This is a genomic window from Pseudarthrobacter sp. O4, from assembly GCF_050157025.1.
Classification (GTDB): domain Bacteria; phylum Actinomycetota; class Actinomycetes; order Actinomycetales; family Micrococcaceae; genus Arthrobacter.
Map to the genome: position 1 here is coordinate 1,853,136 of NZ_CP189591.1, position 22,565 is coordinate 1,875,700.

20 protein-coding genes and 1 pseudogene are annotated in these 22,565 nt (G+C 66.1%); 10 read left to right on the plus strand and 11 right to left on the minus strand.

All coding sequences use genetic code 11. The features are described from left to right. Positions 1-35: 35 nt before the first annotated feature. From ACQCSU_RS08520 to ACQCSU_RS08540, 5 genes are read left to right on the plus strand one after another with little or no spacing between them, the layout of a single operon-like run. Entirely contained in the window at positions 36-1,760 is a 1,725-nt protein-coding gene (locus ACQCSU_RS08520; RefSeq protein ID WP_426979307.1) for an ABC transporter substrate-binding protein, read from the plus strand. Between the two features lie 60 nt (positions 1,761-1,820). Then, positions 1,821-2,822: an ABC transporter permease gene (locus ACQCSU_RS08525; RefSeq protein ID WP_426979308.1), complete on the plus strand. Its 1,002-nt coding sequence runs from the start codon at positions 1,821-1,823 to the stop codon at positions 2,820-2,822. Beyond that, positions 2,819-3,895 carry an ABC transporter ATP-binding protein gene (locus ACQCSU_RS08530; RefSeq protein WP_426979309.1) on the plus strand — a complete coding sequence of 359 codons (1,077 nt, stop codon included), beginning with the start codon at positions 2,819-2,821 and terminating at the stop codon, positions 3,893-3,895. Before ACQCSU_RS08525 ends, ACQCSU_RS08530 begins: the two co-directional genes overlap by 4 nt. A gap of 8 nt (positions 3,896-3,903) precedes the next feature. Continuing rightward, complete coding sequence (locus tag ACQCSU_RS08535; protein ID WP_426979310.1) at positions 3,904-4,926, plus strand: ABC transporter ATP-binding protein; 1,023 nt, start codon at positions 3,904-3,906, stop codon at positions 4,924-4,926. A 23-nt stretch (positions 4,927-4,949) separates the two neighbouring features. Next, positions 4,950-6,191, plus strand: coding sequence for an amidohydrolase family protein (locus tag ACQCSU_RS08540; protein ID WP_426979311.1), 1,242 nt, complete (start codon positions 4,950-4,952; stop codon positions 6,189-6,191). Positions 6,192-6,265: 74 nt separating this feature from the next. Here ACQCSU_RS08540 and ACQCSU_RS08545 read toward each other — a convergent pair whose 3' ends face one another. Beyond that, positions 6,266-7,513 carry an MFS transporter gene (locus ACQCSU_RS08545; RefSeq protein WP_426979312.1) on the minus strand — a complete coding sequence of 416 codons (1,248 nt, stop codon included), beginning with the start codon at positions 7,511-7,513 and terminating at the stop codon, positions 6,266-6,268. Between the two features lie 234 nt (positions 7,514-7,747). Next, a complete protein-coding gene (locus ACQCSU_RS08550; protein WP_426979313.1) occupies positions 7,748-9,121 on the minus strand; it encodes a DUF3100 domain-containing protein in 1,374 nt (457 codons plus the stop codon). 285 nt (positions 9,122-9,406) lie between these two features. On the opposite strand from ACQCSU_RS08550, the gene ACQCSU_RS08555 reads away from it, so the two are divergent. Continuing rightward, positions 9,407-10,918, plus strand: coding sequence for a chlorohydrolase family protein (locus tag ACQCSU_RS08555; protein WP_426979314.1), 1,512 nt, complete (start codon positions 9,407-9,409; stop codon positions 10,916-10,918). 114 nt (positions 10,919-11,032) lie between these two features. Continuing rightward, positions 11,033-12,385, plus strand: a complete 1,353-nt coding sequence (locus ACQCSU_RS08560; protein WP_426979315.1) for an LssY C-terminal domain-containing protein — start codon at positions 11,033-11,035, stop codon at positions 12,383-12,385. A 116-nt stretch (positions 12,386-12,501) separates the two neighbouring features. Here ACQCSU_RS08560 and ACQCSU_RS08565 read toward each other — a convergent pair whose 3' ends face one another. The 6 genes from ACQCSU_RS08565 to ACQCSU_RS08590 all read right to left on the minus strand — a co-directional run bounded on the left by ACQCSU_RS08565 (position 12,502) and on the right by ACQCSU_RS08590 (position 18,484). Then, positions 12,502-13,362 (minus strand): phosphogluconate dehydrogenase C-terminal domain-containing protein, encoded by an 861-nt coding sequence (locus tag ACQCSU_RS08565; protein ID WP_426979316.1) that lies wholly within the window; start codon positions 13,360-13,362, stop codon positions 12,502-12,504. Position 13,363: 1 nt separating this feature from the next. Beyond that, complete coding sequence (locus ACQCSU_RS08570; protein ID WP_426979317.1) at positions 13,364-14,167, minus strand: sugar phosphate isomerase/epimerase family protein; 804 nt, start codon at positions 14,165-14,167, stop codon at positions 13,364-13,366. Then, a complete protein-coding gene (locus ACQCSU_RS08575; RefSeq protein WP_426979318.1) occupies positions 14,164-14,748 on the minus strand; it encodes a triose-phosphate isomerase in 585 nt (194 codons plus the stop codon). Before ACQCSU_RS08575 ends, ACQCSU_RS08570 begins: the two co-directional genes overlap by 4 nt. Continuing rightward, entirely contained in the window at positions 14,732-15,202 is a 471-nt protein-coding gene (locus tag ACQCSU_RS08580; RefSeq protein WP_426979319.1) for a ribose-5-phosphate isomerase, read from the minus strand. The genes ACQCSU_RS08575 and ACQCSU_RS08580 overlap by 17 nt, the downstream gene beginning before the upstream one ends. Next, positions 15,199-16,992 carry a dihydroxyacetone kinase family protein gene (locus ACQCSU_RS08585; protein ID WP_426979320.1) on the minus strand — a complete coding sequence of 598 codons (1,794 nt, stop codon included), beginning with the start codon at positions 16,990-16,992 and terminating at the stop codon, positions 15,199-15,201. The genes ACQCSU_RS08580 and ACQCSU_RS08585 overlap by 4 nt, the downstream gene beginning before the upstream one ends. 127 nt (positions 16,993-17,119) lie before the next feature. Then, on the minus strand, positions 17,120-18,484 hold the full coding sequence (locus tag ACQCSU_RS08590) for an MFS transporter (RefSeq protein WP_426979321.1): 1,365 nt from the start codon (positions 18,482-18,484) through the stop codon (positions 17,120-17,122). A 213-nt stretch (positions 18,485-18,697) separates the two neighbouring features. Between ACQCSU_RS08590 and ACQCSU_RS08595 the strand changes: the two genes are divergently transcribed. From ACQCSU_RS08595 to ACQCSU_RS08605, 3 genes are read left to right on the plus strand one after another with little or no spacing between them, the layout of a single operon-like run. Next, positions 18,698-19,456 (plus strand): FadR/GntR family transcriptional regulator, encoded by a 759-nt coding sequence (locus ACQCSU_RS08595; RefSeq protein ID WP_426979322.1) that lies wholly within the window; start codon positions 18,698-18,700, stop codon positions 19,454-19,456. A gap of 6 nt (positions 19,457-19,462) precedes the next feature. Next, positions 19,463-19,795, plus strand: coding sequence for a hypothetical protein (locus ACQCSU_RS08600; RefSeq protein ID WP_426979323.1), 333 nt, complete (start codon positions 19,463-19,465; stop codon positions 19,793-19,795). Between the two features lie 28 nt (positions 19,796-19,823). After that, positions 19,824-20,618 carry an HpcH/HpaI aldolase family protein gene (locus ACQCSU_RS08605; protein WP_426979324.1) on the plus strand — a complete coding sequence of 265 codons (795 nt, stop codon included), beginning with the start codon at positions 19,824-19,826 and terminating at the stop codon, positions 20,616-20,618. A 74-nt stretch (positions 20,619-20,692) separates the two neighbouring features. Here ACQCSU_RS08605 and ACQCSU_RS08610 read toward each other — a convergent pair whose 3' ends face one another. From ACQCSU_RS08610 to ACQCSU_RS08620, 3 genes and pseudogenes are all read right to left on the minus strand, one after another. Beyond that, complete coding sequence (locus tag ACQCSU_RS08610) at positions 20,693-21,280, minus strand: DUF1992 domain-containing protein (protein ID WP_426979325.1); 588 nt, start codon at positions 21,278-21,280, stop codon at positions 20,693-20,695. Between the two features lie 49 nt (positions 21,281-21,329). Continuing rightward, positions 21,330-21,452, minus strand: coding sequence for a hypothetical protein (locus ACQCSU_RS08615; RefSeq protein WP_426979326.1), 123 nt, complete (start codon positions 21,450-21,452; stop codon positions 21,330-21,332). 573 nt (positions 21,453-22,025) lie between these two features. Beyond that, positions 22,026-22,474: pseudogene (locus tag ACQCSU_RS08620) on the minus strand (AMP-binding enzyme); the annotation flags it as partial. Positions 22,475-22,565: the final 91 nt, after the last annotated feature.

Genomic DNA, 22,565 nt, shown 5'->3' on the forward strand with positions numbered 1-22,565 from the left:
CCCATCACCATCACCCACCCCGTATGAGGAGAACCATGAAATACCCATCCAGAGTGCTGGCACTTGCTGTGCTGATCTCCATGGCCGCCACCGGCTGTGCCGCGTCCCAGGGACAGCCGGGCACCACCAAAACCAGCGGCTCAGCGACGGAGCTGGCCGCGGCGGTAGTCAAGCCCGGCTTCACCACGAAGGGCGGCAACATCAATGTCCTGATGTCCTCCGACTTCCAGACGCTTGACCCTGGAAACAGCAACTACGTCCAGACGGCCAATGTCGGACAGTTGTACTACCGGACGCTCACCATGGCCAAAGAAACCGCGGGCCAGCCGCCCACCATCGTCCCGGACCTCGCCACGGACACTGGGAAGGTTTCCGCCGACGGCCTCACGTGGACATTCACGCTCAGGGACGGCGTCAAGTTCGAGGACGGCCGGCCGATCACATCGGCGGACGTCAAATACGGCATCGAACGCACCTTCGCCCAGGACGTCTACACGCAGGCGCCCCAGGAGCTGAATTCCGCGCTCGACGCCGGCGGCTACAAAGGACCCTACAAGGATCCGGCCGCAGTGCTCCAGGCAGTCGAGACCCCGGACCAGCGCACTGTTGTGTTCCACCTGAAGAAGCCGTTCGCTGAATTTCCGGCGCTGGCCTCACGGTCCAACACCGCTCCTGTGCCCCAGGACAAGGAGACCAAGCTGGACTATACGAACCACCCGGTCTCGTCCGGCCCTTACATGGTGGAATCGTACAACCGCGGCAAGTCGCTCAAGCTCGTCCGCAACCCGCATTGGGATCCCGCGACGGATGCCAACCGCCCGGCGCTCCCGGACACCTTCAGCTTCTCGCTGTCCACATCTCAGGCCACCATCAGCCAGCAGCTGCTGGCCAACGCAGACACCAACGCCATCACCCTGGACTCGAACGGTGCCTTGCAGACCTCGGATTCGGCCAAGCTGGCCGATGCCCAGGTCAAGGACCGGGTCGCCTCGGGGCTGCTGGGCTGCAACGACGTGCTGAGCCTGAACACGCAGAAGATCCCGGACCCGGATGTCCGCAAGGCAATTGCGCTTGCCCTGGACCGCCAGTCGATCCTGGTCCAGTACGGAGGACGCCGTTTCGGCGAGCTCACCCAGACGCCGCTGAACGACAAGATGCGCGGTTACGTGGCCCAGGAGTTGGAGATCGATCCCAGCGGCAAGCCCAAGCTGGACGAAGCCAAGAAACTCCTGGAAGGCAAGACGTACCCCAAGTCCCTCACCTTCGGCTACGCCAACAACCGGGACGCCTACAAGAACACGGGCACGGTGGTCCAGGAAAACCTCAAGGCCCTGGGCATCGAGGTACAGCTGGTGCCGATTCCGGCCCCGAACTACTACTCCGTCATGGCCAGCGAGCAGCTGCCGGACATCGGACGTTCAGGCTGGTGCGGGGGCGCCGATCCGGCTTCGATCCGGACCTCGGCGGACCCCATCCTCGGCCCGAACAACGATGGCACCACTTACGGATTCTCCAACACCTCACGCTACTTCGACCCTCAGGTATCCAAGGCCATGTTTGAGCTGCGGGACACCGCGGGGACGTCTGAGGAGCTGGGCAAGAAGTGGTCCGAGGAGTTCGGAAAGGCCCTGAAGACCTACCCAATCATTCCGCTCGTCCGCAGCCACACGAACAGCGTCGTCGGTTCCAACGTCCGCAACGCCCAGGTGGGCTACTTCTTCGGCGGCATCGACCTGTCCATCGTCGGCGTCGAGCACTAACCGGTCCTCACAGAAGGAGACGCGGGCCGCCCGGCTTCAGGCGGGCGGCCCGCAACCACAATGATCAGATTCATACTTCGCCGGACAGGCTCCCTGGTCCTGCTACTCATAGCCGTCAGCTTCATCACCTTCACACTGTTCCAGCTGGGTCCGGCTGATCCGGCCTCGGCTGCCTGCGGCCAGGAATGCACGCCGGAACGCGTCGCCGAGGCGCGCGTGGCCCTCGGCATGGACCAGCCGTTCTTCATCCAATACGCCGACTACATGCGCGGCCTGGTTTCGCCGCGCATGATCGGCGCCCCCGGCGCCGAATCCGTCTGCCAGTGGCCCTGCCTCGGAAAATCGTTCCAGACGAATGAGAACGTCTCGGACATCATCAGCCGGTCCCTGCCCTACACGCTCTCGATGGCAGTCGGCGCCCTGGTCCTTTGGACGGTGTCGGGCGTGGGTCTCGGCCTGCTCGCAGCCCTCAGGAAAGGTAGCGCCACCGACAAGTTCATCGTCGGCGCCGCGTCCGTGGGCGTCTCGCTGCCGATCCCGGTCACGGGCCTGTTCCTGCTGCTGGTGTTTGTCAATCAGCTCCATCTCCTGCCGTTCACGACCAATGAGATCAACAGCCCGTTCGGCTCCCAGGGGCCGTGGGCCTGGGTGCTGAACTATCTGCTGCCGTGGATTGCCCTCGCCGTGCTGTTCAGCGCCTCCTATATCCGGGTCACCCGCACCAACATGATTGAAACGTTCGGTGAGGACTTCATCCGCACGGCCCGGGCCAAGGGACTGGCCCCGCGGACCGTGACGTTCAAGCACGGCGTCCGGGCCGGAATCACCCCGATCGTGACCATGCTCGGCATGGACATCGGTCTGCTGCTTGGCGGCGCCGTCCTCACCGAACAGATCTTCTCCGTGCCCGGTCTCGGGTTCACCGCGGTCCGGGCCGCGATTTCCGGCGACCTGCCCGTCACCATGGCCATCACCATGCTGGCCGCCTTCTTCGTGATCGTCGCCAATGTCGCCGTCGACCTCGCCTATGCCGCCATCGATCCCCGAGTGAGGCTCCAATGACCCAGACCCATCCCAGCTCGGCGGGCACTTTCCCGTCCTCCGCGCCAGCCCCTGCAGCGGACGGCGGCGCGGCCGCCGCCTTCCTGGACGTCCGGAACCTGTCAGTGGGGTTCCCCACCGACGACGGCCTGGTCTCGGCTGTCAACGGCATGGATTTCACCCTTGAGCGCGGGCAGACGCTTGGCATCGTTGGCGAATCCGGATCCGGAAAATCGGTGACGAGCCAGGCACTGATGGGCCTGCTGAAAGGCACCTCGGCCCAGGTCTCCGGCCAGGCCCTGTTCCAAGGCAAGGACCTCATCACGCTGTCCGAGTCGGGGATGCGCCAGCTGCGTGGCCGGAACATCGGCATGATCTTCCAGGACCCGCTGTCGGCACTGCACCCGTTCTACAGGGTCGGCCACCAAATTGCCGAGGCCTACCTCGTCCACCACCATGCGAGCAAGAAGCAGGCCCGGGCTGCGGCCATCAATATGCTCGGCCGGGTGGGGATTCCCAGCCCCGAGCAGCGCTACGACGAGTACCCGCACCATTTCTCCGGCGGCATGCGGCAGCGGGCCATGATCGCCATGGCCCTCATCTGCGAACCGGAACTGCTCATCGCGGACGAGCCCACCACGGCCCTGGACGTGACCGTCCAGGCGCAGATCCTGGACCTCATGGCCGAACTCCAGGCGGAAACCAACTCTGCGCTGATCCTCATCACCCACGATCTGGGCGTCGTGGCCGAGGTCTGCGATTCCGTGCTTGTCATGTACGGCGGCCAATGTGTCGAGTCCGGACCGGTGGACGAGATCTTCTACGACACCCGGCATCCGTACACCCTTGGCCTCCTCAATTCCATGCCGACGCTCGCCGGCACCTCCGGCCGCCTCAACCCGATCCCCGGCCAGCCGCCGTCGCTGCTTGACCTGCCGTCAGGGTGCATCTTCAGCTCCCGGTGCGACTACGCCGCGCTGGCCGGCGCCGACGTCTGCCGGGAGCAGCGGCCCGAGCTCCTGGTGGAGGCTGGCCACGGCAAGCGCTGCCATCTCAGCAGCCCCCAGCTCATCACTATCCGGACTTCGCGTTAGGACCCGCCATGGACAGGCAGCCAATTCTCCAGGTGGAGAACCTTCAAAAGCATTTCCCCGTCAAGGGCGGGCTCTTCTCCTCCGGCGGGCATCGTTCGGTCAAGGCCGTCGACGGCGTCTCGTTCAGTCTCGAACGAGGCCAGACACTCGGGCTTGTGGGTGAGTCCGGGTGCGGAAAATCCACGACGGGCCGCATGGTCGCCCGCCTGCTGGACCCCAGCTCCGGACGGGTCGTCGTCGGCGGCGTCGATATCAGCAAGCTGCGCGGGCGGGATCTGTACAGCTTCCGCCGCGAAGTACAGATGATCTTCCAGGACCCGTTCGCGTCACTCAACCCGAGGCAGACAGTCGGTACCGCGATCGCCGCGCCGATGGTGGCGCAGAAGATCGATCCGCCCGCAGGGCTGAAGAACCGCGTCAAGGAACTCATGGAGCAGGTGGGCCTTAAACCCGAACATTACAACCGCTTTCCGCATGAGTTCTCTGGCGGCCAGCGCCAGCGGGTGGGCATCGCCAGGGCCATTTCGCTGCAACCCTCTGTGATCGTGTGCGACGAACCGGTGTCCGCCCTGGACGTCTCCGTCCAGGCGCAGGTGATCAACCTGCTCCAGGAGATCCAGCGTGACACCGGTGTCGCGTACATCTTCATCGCCCACGACCTCTCCGTCGTCCGGCACATCTCCCACCAGGTAGCCGTCATGTACCTCGGCAAGATTGTCGAACAGGGCCCCCGTGAGGAACTGTTCCGCCTTCCCCGGCACCCGTACACGCAGGCGCTCCTGTCCGCGGTGCCGCTGCCCGATCCGCGCGAGGCCCGGCAACAGGTGAAGATCCGGCTCCGCGGAGATCTCCCGTCACCGGCCAACCCACCCAGCGGTTGCGTCTTCCGCACCCGCTGCCCGCTGTTCGGCACGCTGTCCGAGAGCCAGCAGCAGCTCTGTATCAGCGACATTCCCCCGTCGGCCGGCCCAGCCGCCCCGGCCTGCCACCACGCGGGGCTGGCAGCTGCCGCCCCCGCCGGTGTGAAATAGACCCAACACAAAGGAGCATTACATTGACTACCCTGATCCGCGCCGTCCGTCCCTGGGGACAGGCCCTGAGCGACGTCCTGCTAAAGGACGGCAAGATCGCCGGCATCGAGCCGCATGACCCGGTTCGAACGCCGGCGGACTCGTCCGGCCCCCTGGGCGGGCCGGTAACCGTCGTCGAAGGCCGCGGCCGGCTGCTGCTCCCGTCCTTCTCCGACGTCCATGTTCATCTGGACTCGACCCGCATCGGCCTGCCGTTCCGCGAGCACACCGGCGGCCCCGGCGTCTGGACCATGATGATGAATGACCGGCAGAACTGGCGCCACGCCGAGGTCCCCCTCCAGGAACGCGTCAACCACACACTCGGCCGGATGATCGCGCGCGGCACCACCCGGGTCCGCTCCTACGCACAGGTTGACGTGGACTGCCGGCTGGAGCGTTTCGACGCGGTCCTGGCGGCCAAGGAACAGTTCAAGGACCAGGCCGACGTCGAAATCATCGCGTTCCCGCAGGCCGGCCTCCTGCTCGAGGAAGGCACGGTGCCGCTGATGGAGGCAGCACTCAAGGCCGGGGCCAATGTCATGGGCGGCATTGATCCGTGCAGCCTGGACCGCGATCCCGCCCGGCATCTGGACATCGTTTTCGGCCTCGCGGAGAAGTATCAGGTCCCCATCGATATCCACCTCCACGAGCCCGGCGAGCTTGGTGTCTTCAGCACGGACCTCGTCCTTGAGCGCACCCGCGCCCTGGGGATGCAGGGCAAAGTCACCATGTCCCACGCCTACCAGCTGGGCAGCGTCTCCGAGGCCACCACGCACCGGCTGATCGAGGAATTCGCGGAGTTGGACGTTTCGATGGCCTCCGTGGCGCCCGCCCAGTCAGGGCAACTGCCGCTCCCGCTGCTGGCCGAGGCCGGCGTCCGGGTTGGCCTTGGGGAAGACGGCCAGCGCGACTACTGGTCCCCGTACGGCAATACGGACATGCTGGACCGCACCTGGCAGCTCGCCTTCACACACGGTTTCCGCAGGGATGAGCTGATCGAGCACTGCCTGGCGATCGCCACCGTGGGCGGCGCCAGCGTGCTGGACCCGGCTGCCACCCGGTTGAAGGGGACCGCGCACCGGCCGGGCCTTGAGGCCGGGGATCCCGCCGAGCTGCTGCTGGTGGACGGCGAGACGGTCGCCTCCGCAGTCATGGACCGGGGCACGGACCGCACCGTGATCCACCGCGGCCGCGTCGTGGCGGACCAACTGCAGTTGCTTCCCTAAGCCCACAACGCCAAGTGGCAGGCCCCTCCGCTCGAGGGACCTGCCACTTTTCCTTTGCGTGTCTTCTACCCGGCTCAGCTTCCGACGCCGGCCGGCTGGGCGTCCGCGGCCGGTACGTCCCTTGCGTCGACGGACACCATCGGCCCCTTCGCTGCGAAGTATCCTGCCAGCGCCAGCAGCCCGGCTTCGCCGGCCAGGGCCCAGAACGTTGCCTCCCAACCGCCCGTCAGATCATGCAGCAGCGCAGCGCCCAAGGGCCCCAGCGAGGCGAGGGCAAACCCCAGGCCCTGGCTCATCGCCGAAAGCCTCCCGGCGGCCTGGGGTCCTGACGATCGGAGCACGACGAGCGCAACGGCAAGGCCGAATCCAGCGCTCTGGGCGACGCCCAGAACACCCACCAGAAGGAACTGCAGCTCAGCCGGGCCCGTCAGGACACCGAGCAACGCGGCCGCCACCAGCAGCCCCAAGCCGGGCGCCATGACCTTGAGGATCGCCGGCCGGCTCGCCAGAACCGGTGCCAGCAGGCTGGAGGGGAGGCCTGCCACGCTGTACCAGGCAAGGAGTGCGGCGGCGTCGCCGGTTGTCAGGCCTCTCGAGACAAGGTAGACCGTAAGCCACGAGGTCACGGCGAAGTACAGCATCGCCTGCAGGCCGAAGAACGCTGTCACTGCCCAGGCGGTTGCCTGCTGCCGCAGCGGCCGTGAGGCACGGGTGCGCCCCGGGGTGCCCGCCGGCAGGCCGCCAGCGGAGGAGCACGACGCGTGAGCGGAGACGGCAGGCTCCACCAGTGCCGGCGGACCGACCCCCTGACGCAGGATGAGTACCGCGCCCAGCAGCGCCGGAACAGCCCACACCGCAAGCGCCCCCGCCAGGTTTCCTCCCAGGACGCGTTGCAGCGGCTGAATCAGCCCGGCTCCCAACGCCGCCCCGAGACCGAAGCCCATGCTGCACAGACCAGTCCACCAGCCCGAGCCCCGATTGGCTTTGACGATCTGGGGCAACAGCACGCTTGCCGTCATGATGGCCATCCCCGCAAGGAAAGTCCCGGGGAGCATGAGGGCAGGTACCAGCACACGGGCGGTCAGTGCCACGGCAAGCAGCAGCATCGCAAGAGCGACGGCCCTCCCCGCGCCCAGCCGCCGGGCGAGCCACGGCCCGCATGGTGCGGAAATCCCGAAGGCAAGCACCGGAAGCGCCGCCAGGAGCGGGAGCGTCTGAGCAGCCACCCCGAGCCCTTCTTCCAGCTGGCCCATGGATCCGGCAATGGTCGTAATCGCCGGCCGAAGGTTGATGGAAACGAGGGTCAAAGCGATAAGGGTCAATGCGGCCTTGGCTCCCGCCCGGGTTCCGGACCGCCCCGTGGGCGCTTGGCGGTTTTTTCCACAGTCGTCTCCTGACTTATTTGGTATACCAAGAATACTCATCCTGGGGTTGGGAGTGGACTTGAGCGGAAGAAGACGGGGGACGACGCGCGTCTCAGACTCATTTTGGGATACCAAAGCAGTCTGAGTGTCAGGCGCGCAGAGGGGCGACGGCGGTTTTCCGCGGCAGCCTCGCTAGCCGCCGAGCGCAAACTGGCCCAGTGCGGCCGCCGCAACAAAGGAGGCACTGTAGGTCAGGAGGGCGACGACGACGATCTTCCAGCTCAGGGACTTCAGCGCCTTGATGTCCCTGCCAACGGTGAGCCCGATCAGTGTCAGTGCCGGCAGCCCTATGAGGATGACGTCCAGGTGCTGGGTGAGACCCGCGATGAGCCCCGCAGTGGGCAGGAACGGCGCCGAAAGCACGGTGGTTAAGGTCAGTACCCACACGCTGGATGGCACCGAAGGCAGCAACCGGGCGAGGCGGAATGACAGGCCGGTCAGCAGCACCAGCACGGCCACGCCAAGGGCGTCATTCCACGTGACGCTCTTTGTCCCGACGAAGTTCATCAAAAGAGCCGATGCTCCGGTGACCGCATAGGCGAGAATCGCGGTCACCCGGGTCACCCTGAGGGGCGGATCGACGTCCACTGCCACCGGAGGGGCAAGCCGCGTTTGGGCGGGCGCCGCCGCCGTGTTGCGGACCCGGCGGGTGGACGCGCCGTCGTCATCCCTTCCGAAGAGACGGCTCCAGAACGCGTAGAGGCGGCGGCACAGCGGCAGGGACAGGAATACTCCCGCATAGAAGCCCACGATGTTGGTGACAAGGTTGGACAACGCGGCCAGTGCCATGATTTCGCCGGCCTGGTCCGGGTACAGCAGGGACAGTGCCCCGACGCCTCCAAGCATCATCGATGCTGAGCCGAGGCCAAGCCCCAGGGCGAGCGCGCGCGGATCGAAGATATTCAGTCCGCCAAGGAAACCTGCCAGGAGGGAGATGAACACGGCGCCGAACAGGCTGCCGAGAAGCCACACCGAGAAGACGCCCCTATACTCCCCGGACCGGACGCCGAACCGCTGTATGGCATAGGCGAGGAACGACTCGCGGTCGATGGACCACGTGGCTCCGACCGCCACGCGGCCCAGCCCCAGGGCCACGGCAACCGGCAGCGCCAGGATGACGGTGCCGAAGATATGACCCACTTCCTGAAGGAGGATCGCCGGGCCCAGCTCGGTGAGTTTCGCCAGGGAAGGCCCGATCTGGGTGCCGAGCCTGGCGAGGAAGAGGATGATGCCAATCTCCAGGAGCAGCGTGGCAACGGCGCGGCTTGCACCGGAAACACGCCGGACTCGCTGGGTTCCGAGGATTCCACCGAGGACCACGGCCCAGATGATGGGGAAGAGCACCACGGGGGCCGGCCCAAGCTGGAACTTATGGGTGCCGATCAAGACCGCCGCCACTGAGACAAGCAAGGAAACGGCCACGACCGTCCACCAGTGACGGCGGGTGATCTGTTGTTCCTGGACCGGGCCAGGGGTTTGATCGATGAGCTGGGTTTCTGACGCCATGGGGTAACTGTCCTTGTGGGGAAGGTCTTCCGCCGGTACGAGGCGGTAGCTGGGGCGGGGTGGTGGAGGTGCATCCTGCTAGGAGCCGTTTTGTATACCAAAATAGAATAGGTGAGCCGTGTCGAGATGTAAATCACTTTTTATTTTGGCTCTTCGGAGGGTTTTTAGCCGGGCACTCTCGACGTCCGTCAAAGTCCCGCTCTAGCGTCGGTATACCAAAACCGCTATGGTTTTGTTTGTGCGGTCCGACTGAGGTCCGCCCGGATCATCGAATCGGAGGTTGGTTTGCGCACCAGATTCAGCGCGGAATTCGTGCTCGGGCATGAAGCCGGTCAGCACGTTCTCATCCGCAACGGTGACGTTGTCTATGAGGACAGTCGCATTGTGTACGTCGGGCCGGACTACGAGGGTCCGGCGGACGAGTCGTTTGATCTGGGCCGCTCCCTCATCACCCCGGGATTGATCGATCTTGACGCACTCACCGACATTGATCACCTGCTGATCGATTCGTGGGCGTCCGCGGACCGGGCCAATGGCCTGCAATGGTCCGAAGACTATTTCCGCAACCGCCGCGCGGACGTCTTCACCGCGCAGGAGCGGCAAACCATCCGGAAATACGCCTTGGTGCAGCTGGCCCTGCACGGCGTCACGACGTATATGCCCATAGCCTCGGAGATCCATTCCGCCTGGGCAGAAAGTTTCGAAGAGCTCGCGGAGATGGCTGAAACATCCCGGCAGATCGGGCTGCGCGGCTACTTGGGCCCTGCCTACCGTTCCGGAGTGAACGTCGTCAGGCCCGACGGGAAACGGGACGTCGCCTTCGATGAGGAGCAGGGGCGCACCGGGCTTGCCGACGCCGTGCGGTTCCTGGACCACGCCGAGGAACTGGCGGATCCGCTGGTCAACGGGGTGCTCTTGCCGTGCAGGATTGAAACCCTCACCGCCGATCTCCTGCGCGCTACGGCTGCAATCGCCCATGAACGGCACGCGCTGGTCCGGCTGCACTGCCTTCAGGGCGCAACGGAGCGGGAGCTGCTGCAGCGCTGGTACGGGCTGACGCCTCTCCAGCTCCTGCAGCAGACGGGACTGATCCGTGAGCGCCTGCTCATCCCGCACGGGATCTTCGTGGACCGGAACCCTCTCGTGGACGGTGACGATCGAGGCGATCTGCAGACCTTGGCGGACGCCCGTGTCACCATCATCCACTGCCCGCTCACATCCCTCAGATATGGCATGGCCCTGGACTCGTTCGCCGCTTTCCGGGACGCCGGAATCAACCTGTGCCTCGGAACGGATTCCTTCCCGCCGGACCTCATTCGAGGCATGGACACGGGCGTGCAGCTGGCCAAGCTGATCGATGGCAAGCTGGACGCGGCCCCGGCGGAGCACTACTTTGAAGCGGCAACGCTAGGCGGTGCCCGAGCTCTGGACCGGCCGGACCTTGGGAAGCTGGAAGTCGGCGCTCAGGCTGATCTCGTCGCCTTCGCTCTGGATGACATCAGGGACGGCGTCATCGACGATCCAATTCGAACCCTGCTGCTGAGCGGAACGGCCCGGCAGGCGACGCATTCCGTCGTCGCCGGCCGCCTCGTGATGCGAGACGGCCGGATCCCCGGTATTGATGTCCAGGCCTTGAAAGACGAGGCCCAGAGACTTTTCACCACGATGCGCGATGCCTATTCCGACCGTGACACCGAACGCCGGACGCCTGGGCAGCTGTTTCCGCCGGCTTTTCCCTACGCGCCCGACCGGGCTCCGGCTGGTCCGCGGGATCGTGAAAGGGCAGGGAGCCACTGATAGCTGCGGCGAGGAATCGCCTCGATGAAATATCTCCGCCCCGGCTGCTGCTGGCCCGGACATGAGAAGGCACCCCGCACCATCTGACGGTCACAGCCTAGTAATATGGCCGTCATGACCAGGCCCGACGTTGAGGTTGAGGTCCACGCCGTGAGTGGCGAGACTCCTTACTCGATGCTGGACAAAGTGTTCTTCCTGGTCGGTGGCGTCTCGGCAGTGTGGCTGACGTCCCTGCTGTTGCAGGAGAGCTTCCAGTGGGGCTGGGCCCAGCTCTGGTCCATGTTCGTCTTCTGGGCGCTCCTCGCCTATCTGGTACTCCCCCGGCTGCACCGGATCCTGACGCGCATCTACGTTCCGGACTACTTCATCGGGCGGGCGCGCACCAGCGACGGGCTGCTCGGCGATCCGGTCAATGTGGCCCTGCTGGGATCAGAGCCGCAGGTGCACGGCGTGATGCGGGCCGGCGGATGGACGCTGGCTGATGACCTGACGCTGGCCAGCAGCCGCAGAATAGTCTCCGCAACCGTCCTTCGCCGCAGCTATCTCCAGGCCCCGGTGAGTCCGTTGTACCTGTTCGGCCGCCAGCAGGATTTCGCCTACCAGCAGGAAGTCGACGGGACCCCGGGAAAGCGCCACCACGTGCGCTTCTGGCGCTGCCCGCCAGGCTGGTTGCTCCCCGGCGGGCTGGCGGCGGACTGGCTGGCCGCCGGAACCTACGACCGCAGCGTCGGCTTTTCGCTCTTCACCCTGCAGATCACCCACAAGATCGACGAGCGGACTGACGCCGAACGCGACCACATTGTTGCGAGCATCGTCCGGGCCGATCCGGCGGCGGCAGTCAGGGTGATCCGCGATTTCTCGACCGGTTACCACTCCCGCAATGGCGGCGGCGACACAATCACCACCGACGGCGACCTTCCCATCGTCGATCTCCGGAAGGCCACCGCGCCCGGGACATCCGCTGCCGGGCCCCCGAGCGACAGCCGCAGCAAGCGGCCCGCCCCCACGATCATCGGCGCGGCCCTCGTCGGTGCGCGGGCGGTGGCCGCCGGCCTCCTGGCGCTCTCGATCTTCCTGTTCCAGGAGGAGCATCTGGAACCGCTGCTTCAATCAGAAAACGGTTCCGGAATCACCGTCGGCCAGGCGGAAGGCATGCTCCTCGCGTCACTCGTGGTGGTGCTCGTATTTGCGGTGGCGGAGCTGCTGCTCGCCTGGTTCGTGTTCCGGGGGCGGAACTGGGCGCGTACCTCGGCAATGGCGTTGAGTGCGTCGGCCATCTTCCTCCAGGCCCTCGACGTGCTCAACGGCGGCCCGGGAATCACACTGCAGTCCAACCTCCCCGGGCTGACGCTCGACATCCTGCTGATCCTTGCCCTCTCGAGCGAACGGGCGCGTGTCTACGCGCTGCGCGCCCGGAAGGAGCCCAAGCGGGACTCCGCCCGGCCCGGCGGCCGGGCTGCCTACTGAACGCTCCGGGCTTTGCCAACGTGGCAAAGAGGGCGACGGCGGGAGCATCCCGCCGTCGCCCTCTTCCGCGCCTGCCGCTCAGGGAGCCGCCCGGCCCGTTGTCGGTGCGTCGGAACTCAGCGGTTGACGGAGTCCAGCTTGAGCATCTTGGCGATCACGCTGTCCAGCTCGGAGTCGTCGAAGATCTTCTTCCAGTCGTCCTTGATGATGGTGTCCTTGCCGTACTGGATGGCGATTTCGCAGGCCTCGGAGAACGGGTTGGAGCCGCGCAGGGCGTTGGTGAGGGCGATCTGGACGTGGCCGAAAAGCATGGCCTTGGCTGCTTCCTCCGGGACGCCGGCGGTGTGTACGGTCTCGTGAAGTGCCTCGTTCAGCAGGGTGCCGATCATGCAGGCCACGGTCTCCACGAGGGTGGGTTCCAGGATGGCAAGCTGCTTCACGGTGACCCAGTGGACGTCGATCACGGGGGCGTAGATGACCTTGATGGTGGCTTCGGCGGCGGCCCGGCTCTCCTCGGAGGCGTCCTCGTCGATGGCGGCGACCACGTTCTGGGGGGCGCCCTGGCCGCCGAAGGTATCGGCCCATTCCTCCTTGGTGGTGCGTTCCAGGAACACGGACGGGTGGCACGGGTGCGCCACGGCCTGGACGACGTCCTCGCGCTTGGCCAAAAGTCCGGCGTAGGCGGCGGCGGGGTCCAGCGTGAGGAGGATGGCGCCGGACTTCATCTGGGGAACCACACCCTGGGAAACGACGCCCAGTACGGTGTCCGGGACGGCGAGGATCACGACGTCGGCGTCCTTGATGGCGTCCTCGGTGCTGCTGATCTCGCGCCCTTCGGCGCGGACGCGGTCCTGTCCGGCGGGCGAGTTCTCGCTGTAGAAGACGGTGTGGGCGCTCTTCTGGAGGTTGGCTGAAACACGCAGCCCCATTTTGCCTCCGGCCCCGATGATGGCGACGGTCAATTGTTCTGCTGACATTTCACTTGCTCCTTAGGAAATCGAGGCTTTGCTGGGTCCACTGGTTTTCGAGGCGGATGGTCTCTTCTTCGGAGTCCTGCCACGGCAGCCAGTGCTCGACAATTTGGTTGATGTTTCTTTCTTTGGGCTGAAGCTTTCCGGCCATGTAGTCATAGTCGAGAAGGCCCTCGCCGAGCGGCGCGCCGGCGTATGTGAACCCGACCCACCCCTCCTTGCGGCTGAACGCAAAGTCTTTGATGTGCATGTTGAGGACATAGGGCGCGACGGCCTCAATCACGTCACGGGGCAGCTCAAGGGCCGCGACCGTATTGGCGGGATCGCTGCAGATACCCAGAAAGGGGCTGTCCACGCTGCGGATGACGTCCAGGATCCGGGCTGTGGGAACCTGTTCGTAGGTTTCCACGGCGATCTTCACCCCGGCGGCCTCGAACTCCGGCAGCACAGCAGTGAAGATCGCTGCAGCTTCCTCCGCGGAAGGAGAGTGGCCCGGCACGTTGAACATGGTCCGCAGCAGCGGCGAGCCAAGGATGCGGGCAATCCGCAGAAACTTCCGGAGGTGATCCGGGCGGATGCCTTTGGTGCCCAGTTCCAGCGCGATTCCCAGCGAGTCGGCGGTGGCCCGGATGTCTCCGAGTTCCGCCTCGCTCATGGATTCGAGGGGTGCGTAGTCGCAGATCTGGAACAGGTCCACGCCGAGGCCCGCGGTGCGCTCCAACGCCTCGTGGAGGCTGATGGGCTCCGAGAGCTTCTCCGAGAGCTGCCAGAAGAAGGCATAGCTGCTCAGTCCTATGGTGCTGATGCTCATGCCGTCGCCCCTGTCCGGGCCAGAAGCCCCAGCCGTTCGGCGGTCTCGTCCAGGATGGTCCTGAGGGCGGCCGGGTTGTGGGCGAAGCGGCCCAGGAAGAGCCCGGCCACCCCGGAGTCCAACTGTCGGATGAGTCCGGGTCCGGCGCTGCCGCCGTAGATGACCGGGCTGTCGGGCTGTCCGGGACGGCTGCGAAGGTGCGCATCAAGGCCCCGGATAACATCGCTGATAAAGGACGGCGTGGCGGGTTCGGCCGCGCCGATAGCCCACTGCGGTTCGTACCCGACGATTGTCCGTCCGGACTGGCCGAGGCTTTCGGCCCGGTTCGGCACCGCATCCATCTCGCGGCTGCAGTACCTGACGGCGTCCGCCGCCGTCCCGCGGCCGGGTTCTCCGACGCACAGGACAGGCGCGAGCCCGTTGCGGTAGGCGGCGGCAGTCTTCAGTCCGATCACGTCGTCGTCGTCGCCGAAGATGCGGCGCCTCTCGGCATGGCCTACTTCCGCGTACCGACCGCCGACCTCGGCGATGGCCTTCGGCGGCACGGAACCGGGGGCGCTGCGCTTAGCAGGAAGTGACACCTTCGTAGTCCTTAATCAGCGTGACTTTCCCGGCCGAAGCGGAGGATTCGTCGAACGTGTAGCCCAGCCATTCCTTGGCGAGCCGGCGGGCAAGTTCCAGGCCTACAACACGCTGGCCGAAGGTGAGCACCTGGGCGTTGTTGCTCAGGACGGAACGCTCCACGGAATAGCTGTCGTGGGCCGTGACGGCCCGGATGCCGGGGACCTTGTTCGCGGCGATTGCGACCCCCAGTCCGGTTCCGCAGATCAGCAGGGCGCGGTCCGCGTTGCCGGCGGCGATGAGTTCGGCAGCCGCGATGGCCACTGAGGGGTAGGGCGTGTGGCTGGTGGCATCCACGCCCACGTCGTGGACGGATTCGACGAGATCACTGGCCTCGAGATCGGCTTTCAGTGCCTCTTTGTAGTCGAATCCAGCGTCGTCGGCCCCGATAACCAGGCGCAGCTTGGCGCTCATGCGTTCTCCTTGACTGTGTTGTTCTCGGCGGGGGTGCCCTCGATGAGGGTGGTGTGAATTGCCCGTACGATCAGCGCCATGGAGACGGCACCGGCATCGGGGGTGCCGAGGCTCTTCCCGGCATGGGGGCGTGCGCGTCCCATGAGCGGCAGCAGCCGGGCGGTGCCTTCGGCCGCCTGCTCGGCCACGCTGGCTGCCGCGGCCCAGGCGTCGCCGAGCGACTTGCCGGCGTTGACGCCTGCGCTGAGGGAGTCGCGGAACGGGACCAGGACGTCCACCAGTGTTTTGTCGCCTGGTTTTGCCTTGCCGAATTCCATGACCGCGGCGGCAGCGCCGGCCACGCCGTCGGTGACAGCACGGGCGTCGGGAGCCTTGGAGTCGCCCAGGGCGTCGCCCACGGCCCGCAGCGCCATGCCCCACAGCGCACCGGAAGTGCCGCCGGCTTTGTCTGCCCAGGCATCACCTGCGAGGTGGAGCGTCGTGGCGGCTCCGGCCCCGCGGGCGACGGCGTCTGCGGCGGCAGCGACGGCCGCCCCGACTCCGCGTTCCATGCCGATGCCGTGGTCGCCGTCGCCGGCGATGGCATCAATCCGGCCGAGTTCATCGGCGTTGGCGTCCACCACGGTCTTCGCCGCGCCCAGCACATCCAGTACACGGACGGCCCCGGCCCGGGATTCCGCGGTGGCCTCCGGAATGGCGGTTGCGACGTCGTCGAGATCGCCGGAATCCTGTCCGCCGGCGGGGGTTTCGAGCGCCTCCGCCGTGACGGCGCCGCGGCGGAACGCCGGGGCATCAGCCGGAGCGGTCCACAGGGTTTCCAGTTCGTCGTCGAGCCAGAAGAGGGTCAGCGAGGTGCCCGCCATGTCGAAGCTGGTCACCAGTTCGCCCACCTGCGGGTCCACAACCTCCAGGCCGGCTTCGGCGAGGAGCTGTGCCACGCGGCGGTAGACGACGAAGAGTTCCTCGTATTTGACACTGCCCAGGCCGTTGAGGATGGGGACAACGCGCCGCGTGCTGCCGGTGTCTGTGCCGGTGCCGGTGCCGGCGTTTTCGGGGATTTCGGTCAGCAGCTTGGCCACGAGCAATTCGGCGAGTTCGTCCGCCGTCGGGATGTCCGTTTCCCCGATGCCGGGCTCACCGTGGATGCCCATGCCGACAGCCATGCGGCCCTCCGGAACGGAGAAGAGCGGGTGGTCGGCACCGGGCAGGGTACAGCCGGTGAAGGCTACGCCGAAGGAGCGGGTCCGGTCGTTGGCGCGCTCGGCGATCTCCTGTACCTGGTCCAGGGTGTAGCCGGCCTCGGCTGCCGCGGCGGCCACCTTGAAGACCGTGAGGTCCCCGGCGATGCCGCGGCGCTTGGCCCGTTCGGCCGGCGGTGCGGAAGAGACGTCGTCGGTGACCGCAATGCTGCGGCAGTCGATGCCGTCTTTGCGGAGCCGTTCCTGGGCCTGGTTGAAGTGCAGGACGTCGCCGGCGTAGTTGCCGTATCCGAGCAGGACGCCGGCTCCGTTGTCGGCCGCCTTGGCCACGTTGTACACCTGCTGTGCCGAGGGGGAGGCGAAGAGGTTGCCCATGGCGGCGCCGTGGGCCAGGCCCTGGCCAACCAGGCCGGCGAACGCCGGGTAGTGTCCGGAGCCGCCGCCGATCACCAAGGCAACGGTGTCAGGGGTGCTGCGGGTGTTGCGGACCACGCCTCCGGAGACGCGCTTGACCCAGCGGCTGTGGGAGGCAACAAAGCCTTCGATCATTTCGTCAGCGAAGGCTGAAGGTTCATTGAACAGGCGGGTCATGCGGTGTCTCCCGGAAAATATAGAGGCTAACTAAGGGAAATTGTTCTGGGGGCGGCGGACGTGTCTGCGGCGGGTCGGTGGGGGGTGGTGCGGGGCGTCCCCCGGGTGAGGGGGACGCCCCGGGATGTTAAGGCTCGGAGTGGTGTCCGGCTCCTGCCGGGTCCAGGGCCTCGGCGGTCACTCCTTCGCTCACCTTGCCGGAGCGGCTCAGGACCACCATGAGGACGGCGGAGAGGAGCATGAAGCCGCCGACGACGAACATGGGGACGGTATAGCTACCGGTCAAGTCCTTGACCCAGCCGGTGACGTAGCCGGCGCTGAAGCCCGCCAGGTTGCCCACGGTATTGATCAGGGCGATGCCCGCCGCGGCTGCGGCTCCGGTGAGGAACTGGGTGGGGACCGTCCAGAAATTGGGCAGTGCGGCAAAGATGGACATGGCCGTGATGGTGATGACGGCGATGGTCGCGGCCGGCGACCCGGCGAACAAGGCCAGGGGGATGCTCAGGCCGCCGATCAGGGCGGGCAGGGCGATGTGCCAGGTCTTGACGCCGCGCTTCGTGGCGTCCTTGGACCAGAAGTACAAGGCAAAGGCCGCGGGCAGGTACGGGATGGCGGTGATGAGGCCCTTCTGGAAGACGTCGAACTTGGTGCCGTAAAGGCCTTCGAATCCGGCGATGATGGTGGGCAGGAAGAAACCGAGCGCGTACAGGCCGTAGATGAAGCCGAAGTAGATGGCGGACAGCATCCAGACCTTGCCGTTGCCGAAGACTGTGCGGACGCTGACGTGCTTGTTGCTGGCGGCAGTCTCCTTCTTCTCTGTCTCCAGGGCGCCGGTCAGCCAGGTCTTCTCGTCCGGGGTCAGCCATTTGGCCTTGGCCGGGGAATCAGCGAGGTAGAACCAGGCGATGATGCCGACGATGATGGCCGGCAGGGCCACACCGAGGTACATGACACGCCAGCCTTCGAGGCCGAAGAGGCCGTGTTGCTGGATGAGGAGGCCGGCCAGCGGGGCTCCGATGACGGTGGTCAGCGGCTGGGCCAAGTAAAACAGGGCCAGGATCTTGCTGCGGTGCCGGGAAGGGACCCAGAGGCTGAGGAAGAGGATGGCGCCGGGGAAGAACCCGGCCTCGGCCACACCGAGGATAAAACGCAGGACATAGAGATGCTCCACACTTCCCACCCAGGTGAACAGCAGGGAGACGATGCCCCAGCTGACCATGATGCGGGCGAGCCAGCGGCGGGCGCCGAACTTATGCAGTGCCAGGTTGCTGGGAATCTCCAGCAGGATGTAGCCGATGAAGAAGACCCCCGAGGCAAAGCCGAACTGGGCTGCCGAGAGGCCGAGGTCCGCGTTCATGCCGTTGGGGCCTGCGAAGGAGATGGCCGTGCGGTCCAGATAGTTGATGAAGAACATGAGGGCGACAAACGGCACCAGCCGGATTGCCACTTTCCTGATTGCAGATCTTTCGACCACTGATTGTGTGGTGTCCACATTGACTCCTAGATGTTGGTCTCCCGGCGGCTTCCTGCGCTGGATGCCTTGGGATGTGTCTCTGTGCCTAGTTCGGGAAAGCTGGCCGGGCCGGTACTAAGCGTGTGATTAACACCATAAGACCGTTTGGGAAATTGGTCAACCGGTTGACATGTTTATTTCTGAAGCAGTCCAGTGCGCCCTGCCGTGGGCTCCGGTTGTTAGGCTTTGACTGTGCCCGCTAACTCCGCCGCCTCGACGGCCAAAATCAGTGCTGCGCTCGGTTCCATGGAGCAGGGTTCGGTGGTGTCCGAGGTAGCGGAACGCCTGCTGGCTTATTTCACGAGTGGCGAGATCGCCGTCGGGACCCGGCTGCCGGCGGAGCGCCAGCTCGCCGCCTCCCTCGGTGTGGGACGCTCCGCGGTCCGGGAGGCGCTGGCCGCCCTGGAGATCCTGGGAATCGTCATCGTCCGGCCCGGCTCCGGAACCTACCTTCGCGACGGCATTTCCGAATTGCTGCCCCGCACCCTCAGCTGGGGGCTCATGCTGGGCGCCCCGCGCACCCGCGAGCTTGTGGAACTCCGCGGCGGCCTCGAGGTGCAGGCCGGGCAGCTTGCGGCCCAGCGGATCACCGACGAGGCGCTGCAGGGCATGCGCGGCAACCTCGCCACGATGGAGCACAGCCTCGACGATCTGGGCGCCTTCGTGGAGGCCGACGCCGCCTTCCACCGGGAAATCGCCACCAGCTCGGGCAACCAGGTCCTCAAGGAACTCCTCCAGAGCATCCGCTCACTGCTGCGCATCTGGGTTGACCGGGCCTTGACGGAGAAGGGTCATGCGGCCGCGGCCCTCGCCGAACACTGGGAAATTTTCCGCGCGCTGGAGTCACACGACGAGGCTGCCGTCACGGCGGCAATGCGCTCGCACATGGACACGGCCGCCCGGCGCCTGTTGGCCGGTTTCGACGCCGACCACCCTGAGGCCGGCGCCTAGCTCCTGGTGGGGGTCATCGCTCTCACCTGGCCGGTCCTGAGCATGCGCGTCTGCGTCGACGTCGTCGCCGGACATGTGGTCATTCGCTGCAGGCCGTTCTACACCGCGAAGATCCGACTGTCCGACATCCTGACGGACTCAAAGACATCTGAAACGACCCTGACCGACGGGCACCCCGAGGCAGTAGCTTCAAGAATCACAGATCACCCACAACTGAATGGCCCCGTTCCGGTCGGGAGCTCCAGCATCGGCAGCAACGTGACTGGCTTGTTCTTCATGCGCGGCATGGCAATCTTCGGCAGCCTGTTCTCCATCTTTGCGGTCAAGAAGGTCGACTAGGGTGCGGCAACAACGAAAGGGAACGCCAATGAGCGAATCAACTGTGCACAAACTCCGAGGTCGGGAGCAGACCGTCGGCTACTGGTCCGTGCTGGACTCGGCGCTGGCGGCGGAGAAGCTTGCCGGCGTCGGCTACGACTTCATCGTCTTGGACGGACAACACGGTGCTACGGACTTCCGCGGCTGGCTGGCAGGCCTCGGGCCGGTCCGCGCAGCAGGCACCGCCGGCTTCGTCCGGGTCCCGGCGGCGCGTGCCGAGTACATCGGGCAGGCGCTCGACGCCGGCGCGTCCGGAATCATCGTCCCGATGGTCGACTCCGCGGCCGAGGCAACGGAAATCGTGCGGGCGTCGATGTACCCGCCCCAGGGCAACCGGTCCTTCGGACCCATGCGTACGCAGCTCTCGGACGGTAGGGAACTGTCCCAAAGGGATGGGCAGATATTGCGGATCGTCATGATCGAAACCGCGCAGGGACTCGCCGGGGTCGAGGAAATCTGCGCGGTCAGCGGGCTCGATGCCGTGTTTGTCGGCCCCATCGATCTGTCGTTGGCCGTGGGCGCGAGATTCCCTGGCGATCCCGATGCGGCCGCCGCCTTCGAAGCGGCACTCTTACGAATCCGGGCTGCTGCCGAGGCGGCGGGTATTGCGAGCGGCATCTACGTCGGCAGCGGCGAGGACGCTGCCCGCCGCCTGGAGGAGGGATTCACCTTCGTTGCGGTCGCAAACGACCTGTCGCACATGCTGGAGGCGGCCGCCAGTCACCTGGCAACTGCCCGCGCAGACCTTCCCCGGCAGGTCCTGGGCGGCGGCACGTCCTACTAATACCCGGGACGCAATGCGGCGGCGGCGGCGGCGGCGGACAATCCGCCGCCGCCGCATTGCGTCATTCCTTGCCGCTAAGTCGTCTTCCGCCGGCGCCACCAGGAGCGTTGGGCCTCCGGCTCCGGCGGGGCCGCAGCGGCGGCCGCCGCCCGGCGCGCGCGCCAGCGTTCCACTTCGGCGTCGACGTCCCGGGTCTTCGTGACCACCGGCGGCCCGCCCTGGAGCTGCCGCCTCGCATCGACGACGCGTGCGTTGAAGTCCTCCAGAATGTCCCGCACTTGTTTCTCGCTGAACTGGGCCTCGAGCCGGGCGTCCAGACCGGCGTCCTCGGTCCGGAGCAGAATGGCCTTCGGGCCAAGCCCGGTGATGTTCTCGCGCTGCAGCAGGCCCTTGACCCACCAGTCGGGGTCATACGCCTCCCCCAGCCCGGGGATGGGCTTGCCGGCGTACTTCAGGTTGTCGAATTTTCCCTGCGCCATGGCGTCGCGGATCAGGTATTCGGCCTTGGCGGCGTCGTCCACCTTCGCACGCTTCCGCCGGAGTTCCTCCTCGGCCGCGGTCAGCTCGTCATGCTCCTGGGCCGTGCTGCCGGCGGACCGGACGGCGCGGAGCTCAGCCGCCCGCTTCACCCGGCGCCGGAACGCGCTGCCGCCGCTGCTCATGAGCCGTCACCGCCTTCACCGGCCAGGACCCCATCAGCGGCATTGTCACTCATATGACCACGGTAGGCCTGCCCGGATTCCGTGTCGACAACCCGTCTTCGACGGCCCGGACGCCAGCCACCGGTTCCGTGGTGCCGCCGGTGACAATGCGGGTCATGGTTGCTGTGCCCATGAGGTGATCGTTCCGTTGCGCTCGGGCGGGGCGGGTCTGACGTACCGGAGCATGTTTTGCCTGCCGGCGGACCATCGCGCAGCTGCGCCCGACGGGGCCGGGGCGACCCGCAGGGCAAGGAACGGATGGGTTGTGTGCGGCCATGAGCGCAGCGCCGAACGCAACCCATCCGCGAGACAAGGACATTCCGCGCCTTTCAGAACCTGAACGTGAGAGCACGTCCAGAGGCTGTGCCGAAGCAAGAGCTGGCGGTATGGTTGCGGCAACTCGGTAGACGGTGTTTTTGTTCAATTACTTGGGGGCAAACATGCACAGACTTCTACTGACTGTTCTGGGAATCGGCCTGACTATCGTTTTCTGGTACCTGCTGAGTTGGGGTATTTCCCAACTAGGTCGGCTCGAGAGCTGGCATCTCGGCCTCCTGCTCGTCTTGGCCATCGTGCCCGCTGTGTTGATCTGCAAGAGGATTGCCGTCGGCTGAAAAAGGGCCGGCAAGTGGCCAGCGGAGCCAATAAGGGCGGACGCGGTCAGCCGTCAGTTGGGGTGCCTGAAGCCAGCCGCCAGCCCGCATCCTTACGCGCGGGAGTCCAGTGACGGCATGTCCCCGATCGCCACGATCCGCTTCGGGACTTTGTAGCCGGCGAGGTGCTCGCGGCAGTGTGCCTGCAAGGCATCCTCGTCCAGCTCGGTGTCCGGTTCAAGTTCGACGGCGGCCGCCACCATCTCGCCGCCGCGTTCGAGCGACTTGCCGATCACCGCGGCGTCCCGGACATCGGGGTGCAGGCGGAGCACGCTCTCCACTTCGGTGGGCGAGACGTTGAAGCCGCCAGTGATGATCAGTTCCTTGGCCCGGTCCACGATGGTGGTGAAGCCGTCCCGTCCACGGTCACGACGTCGCCGGTGCGCAGCCAGCCATCAGAGGTGAGGGTCTTCGCGGTTTCCTCCGGGTTGTTCCAGTAGCCCTGGAAGACCTGCGGGCCTTTGAGCAGCAGCTCCCCCGGCTGGCCCGGAGCCACGTCGACGGCGTAGCTGGTGCGGCGGCCGAAGAACCCCAGCGCCGGGGCGACATGCTCACATCTTGCCGTGAAGTTCTACGCGGCGGCGAATTGCAGG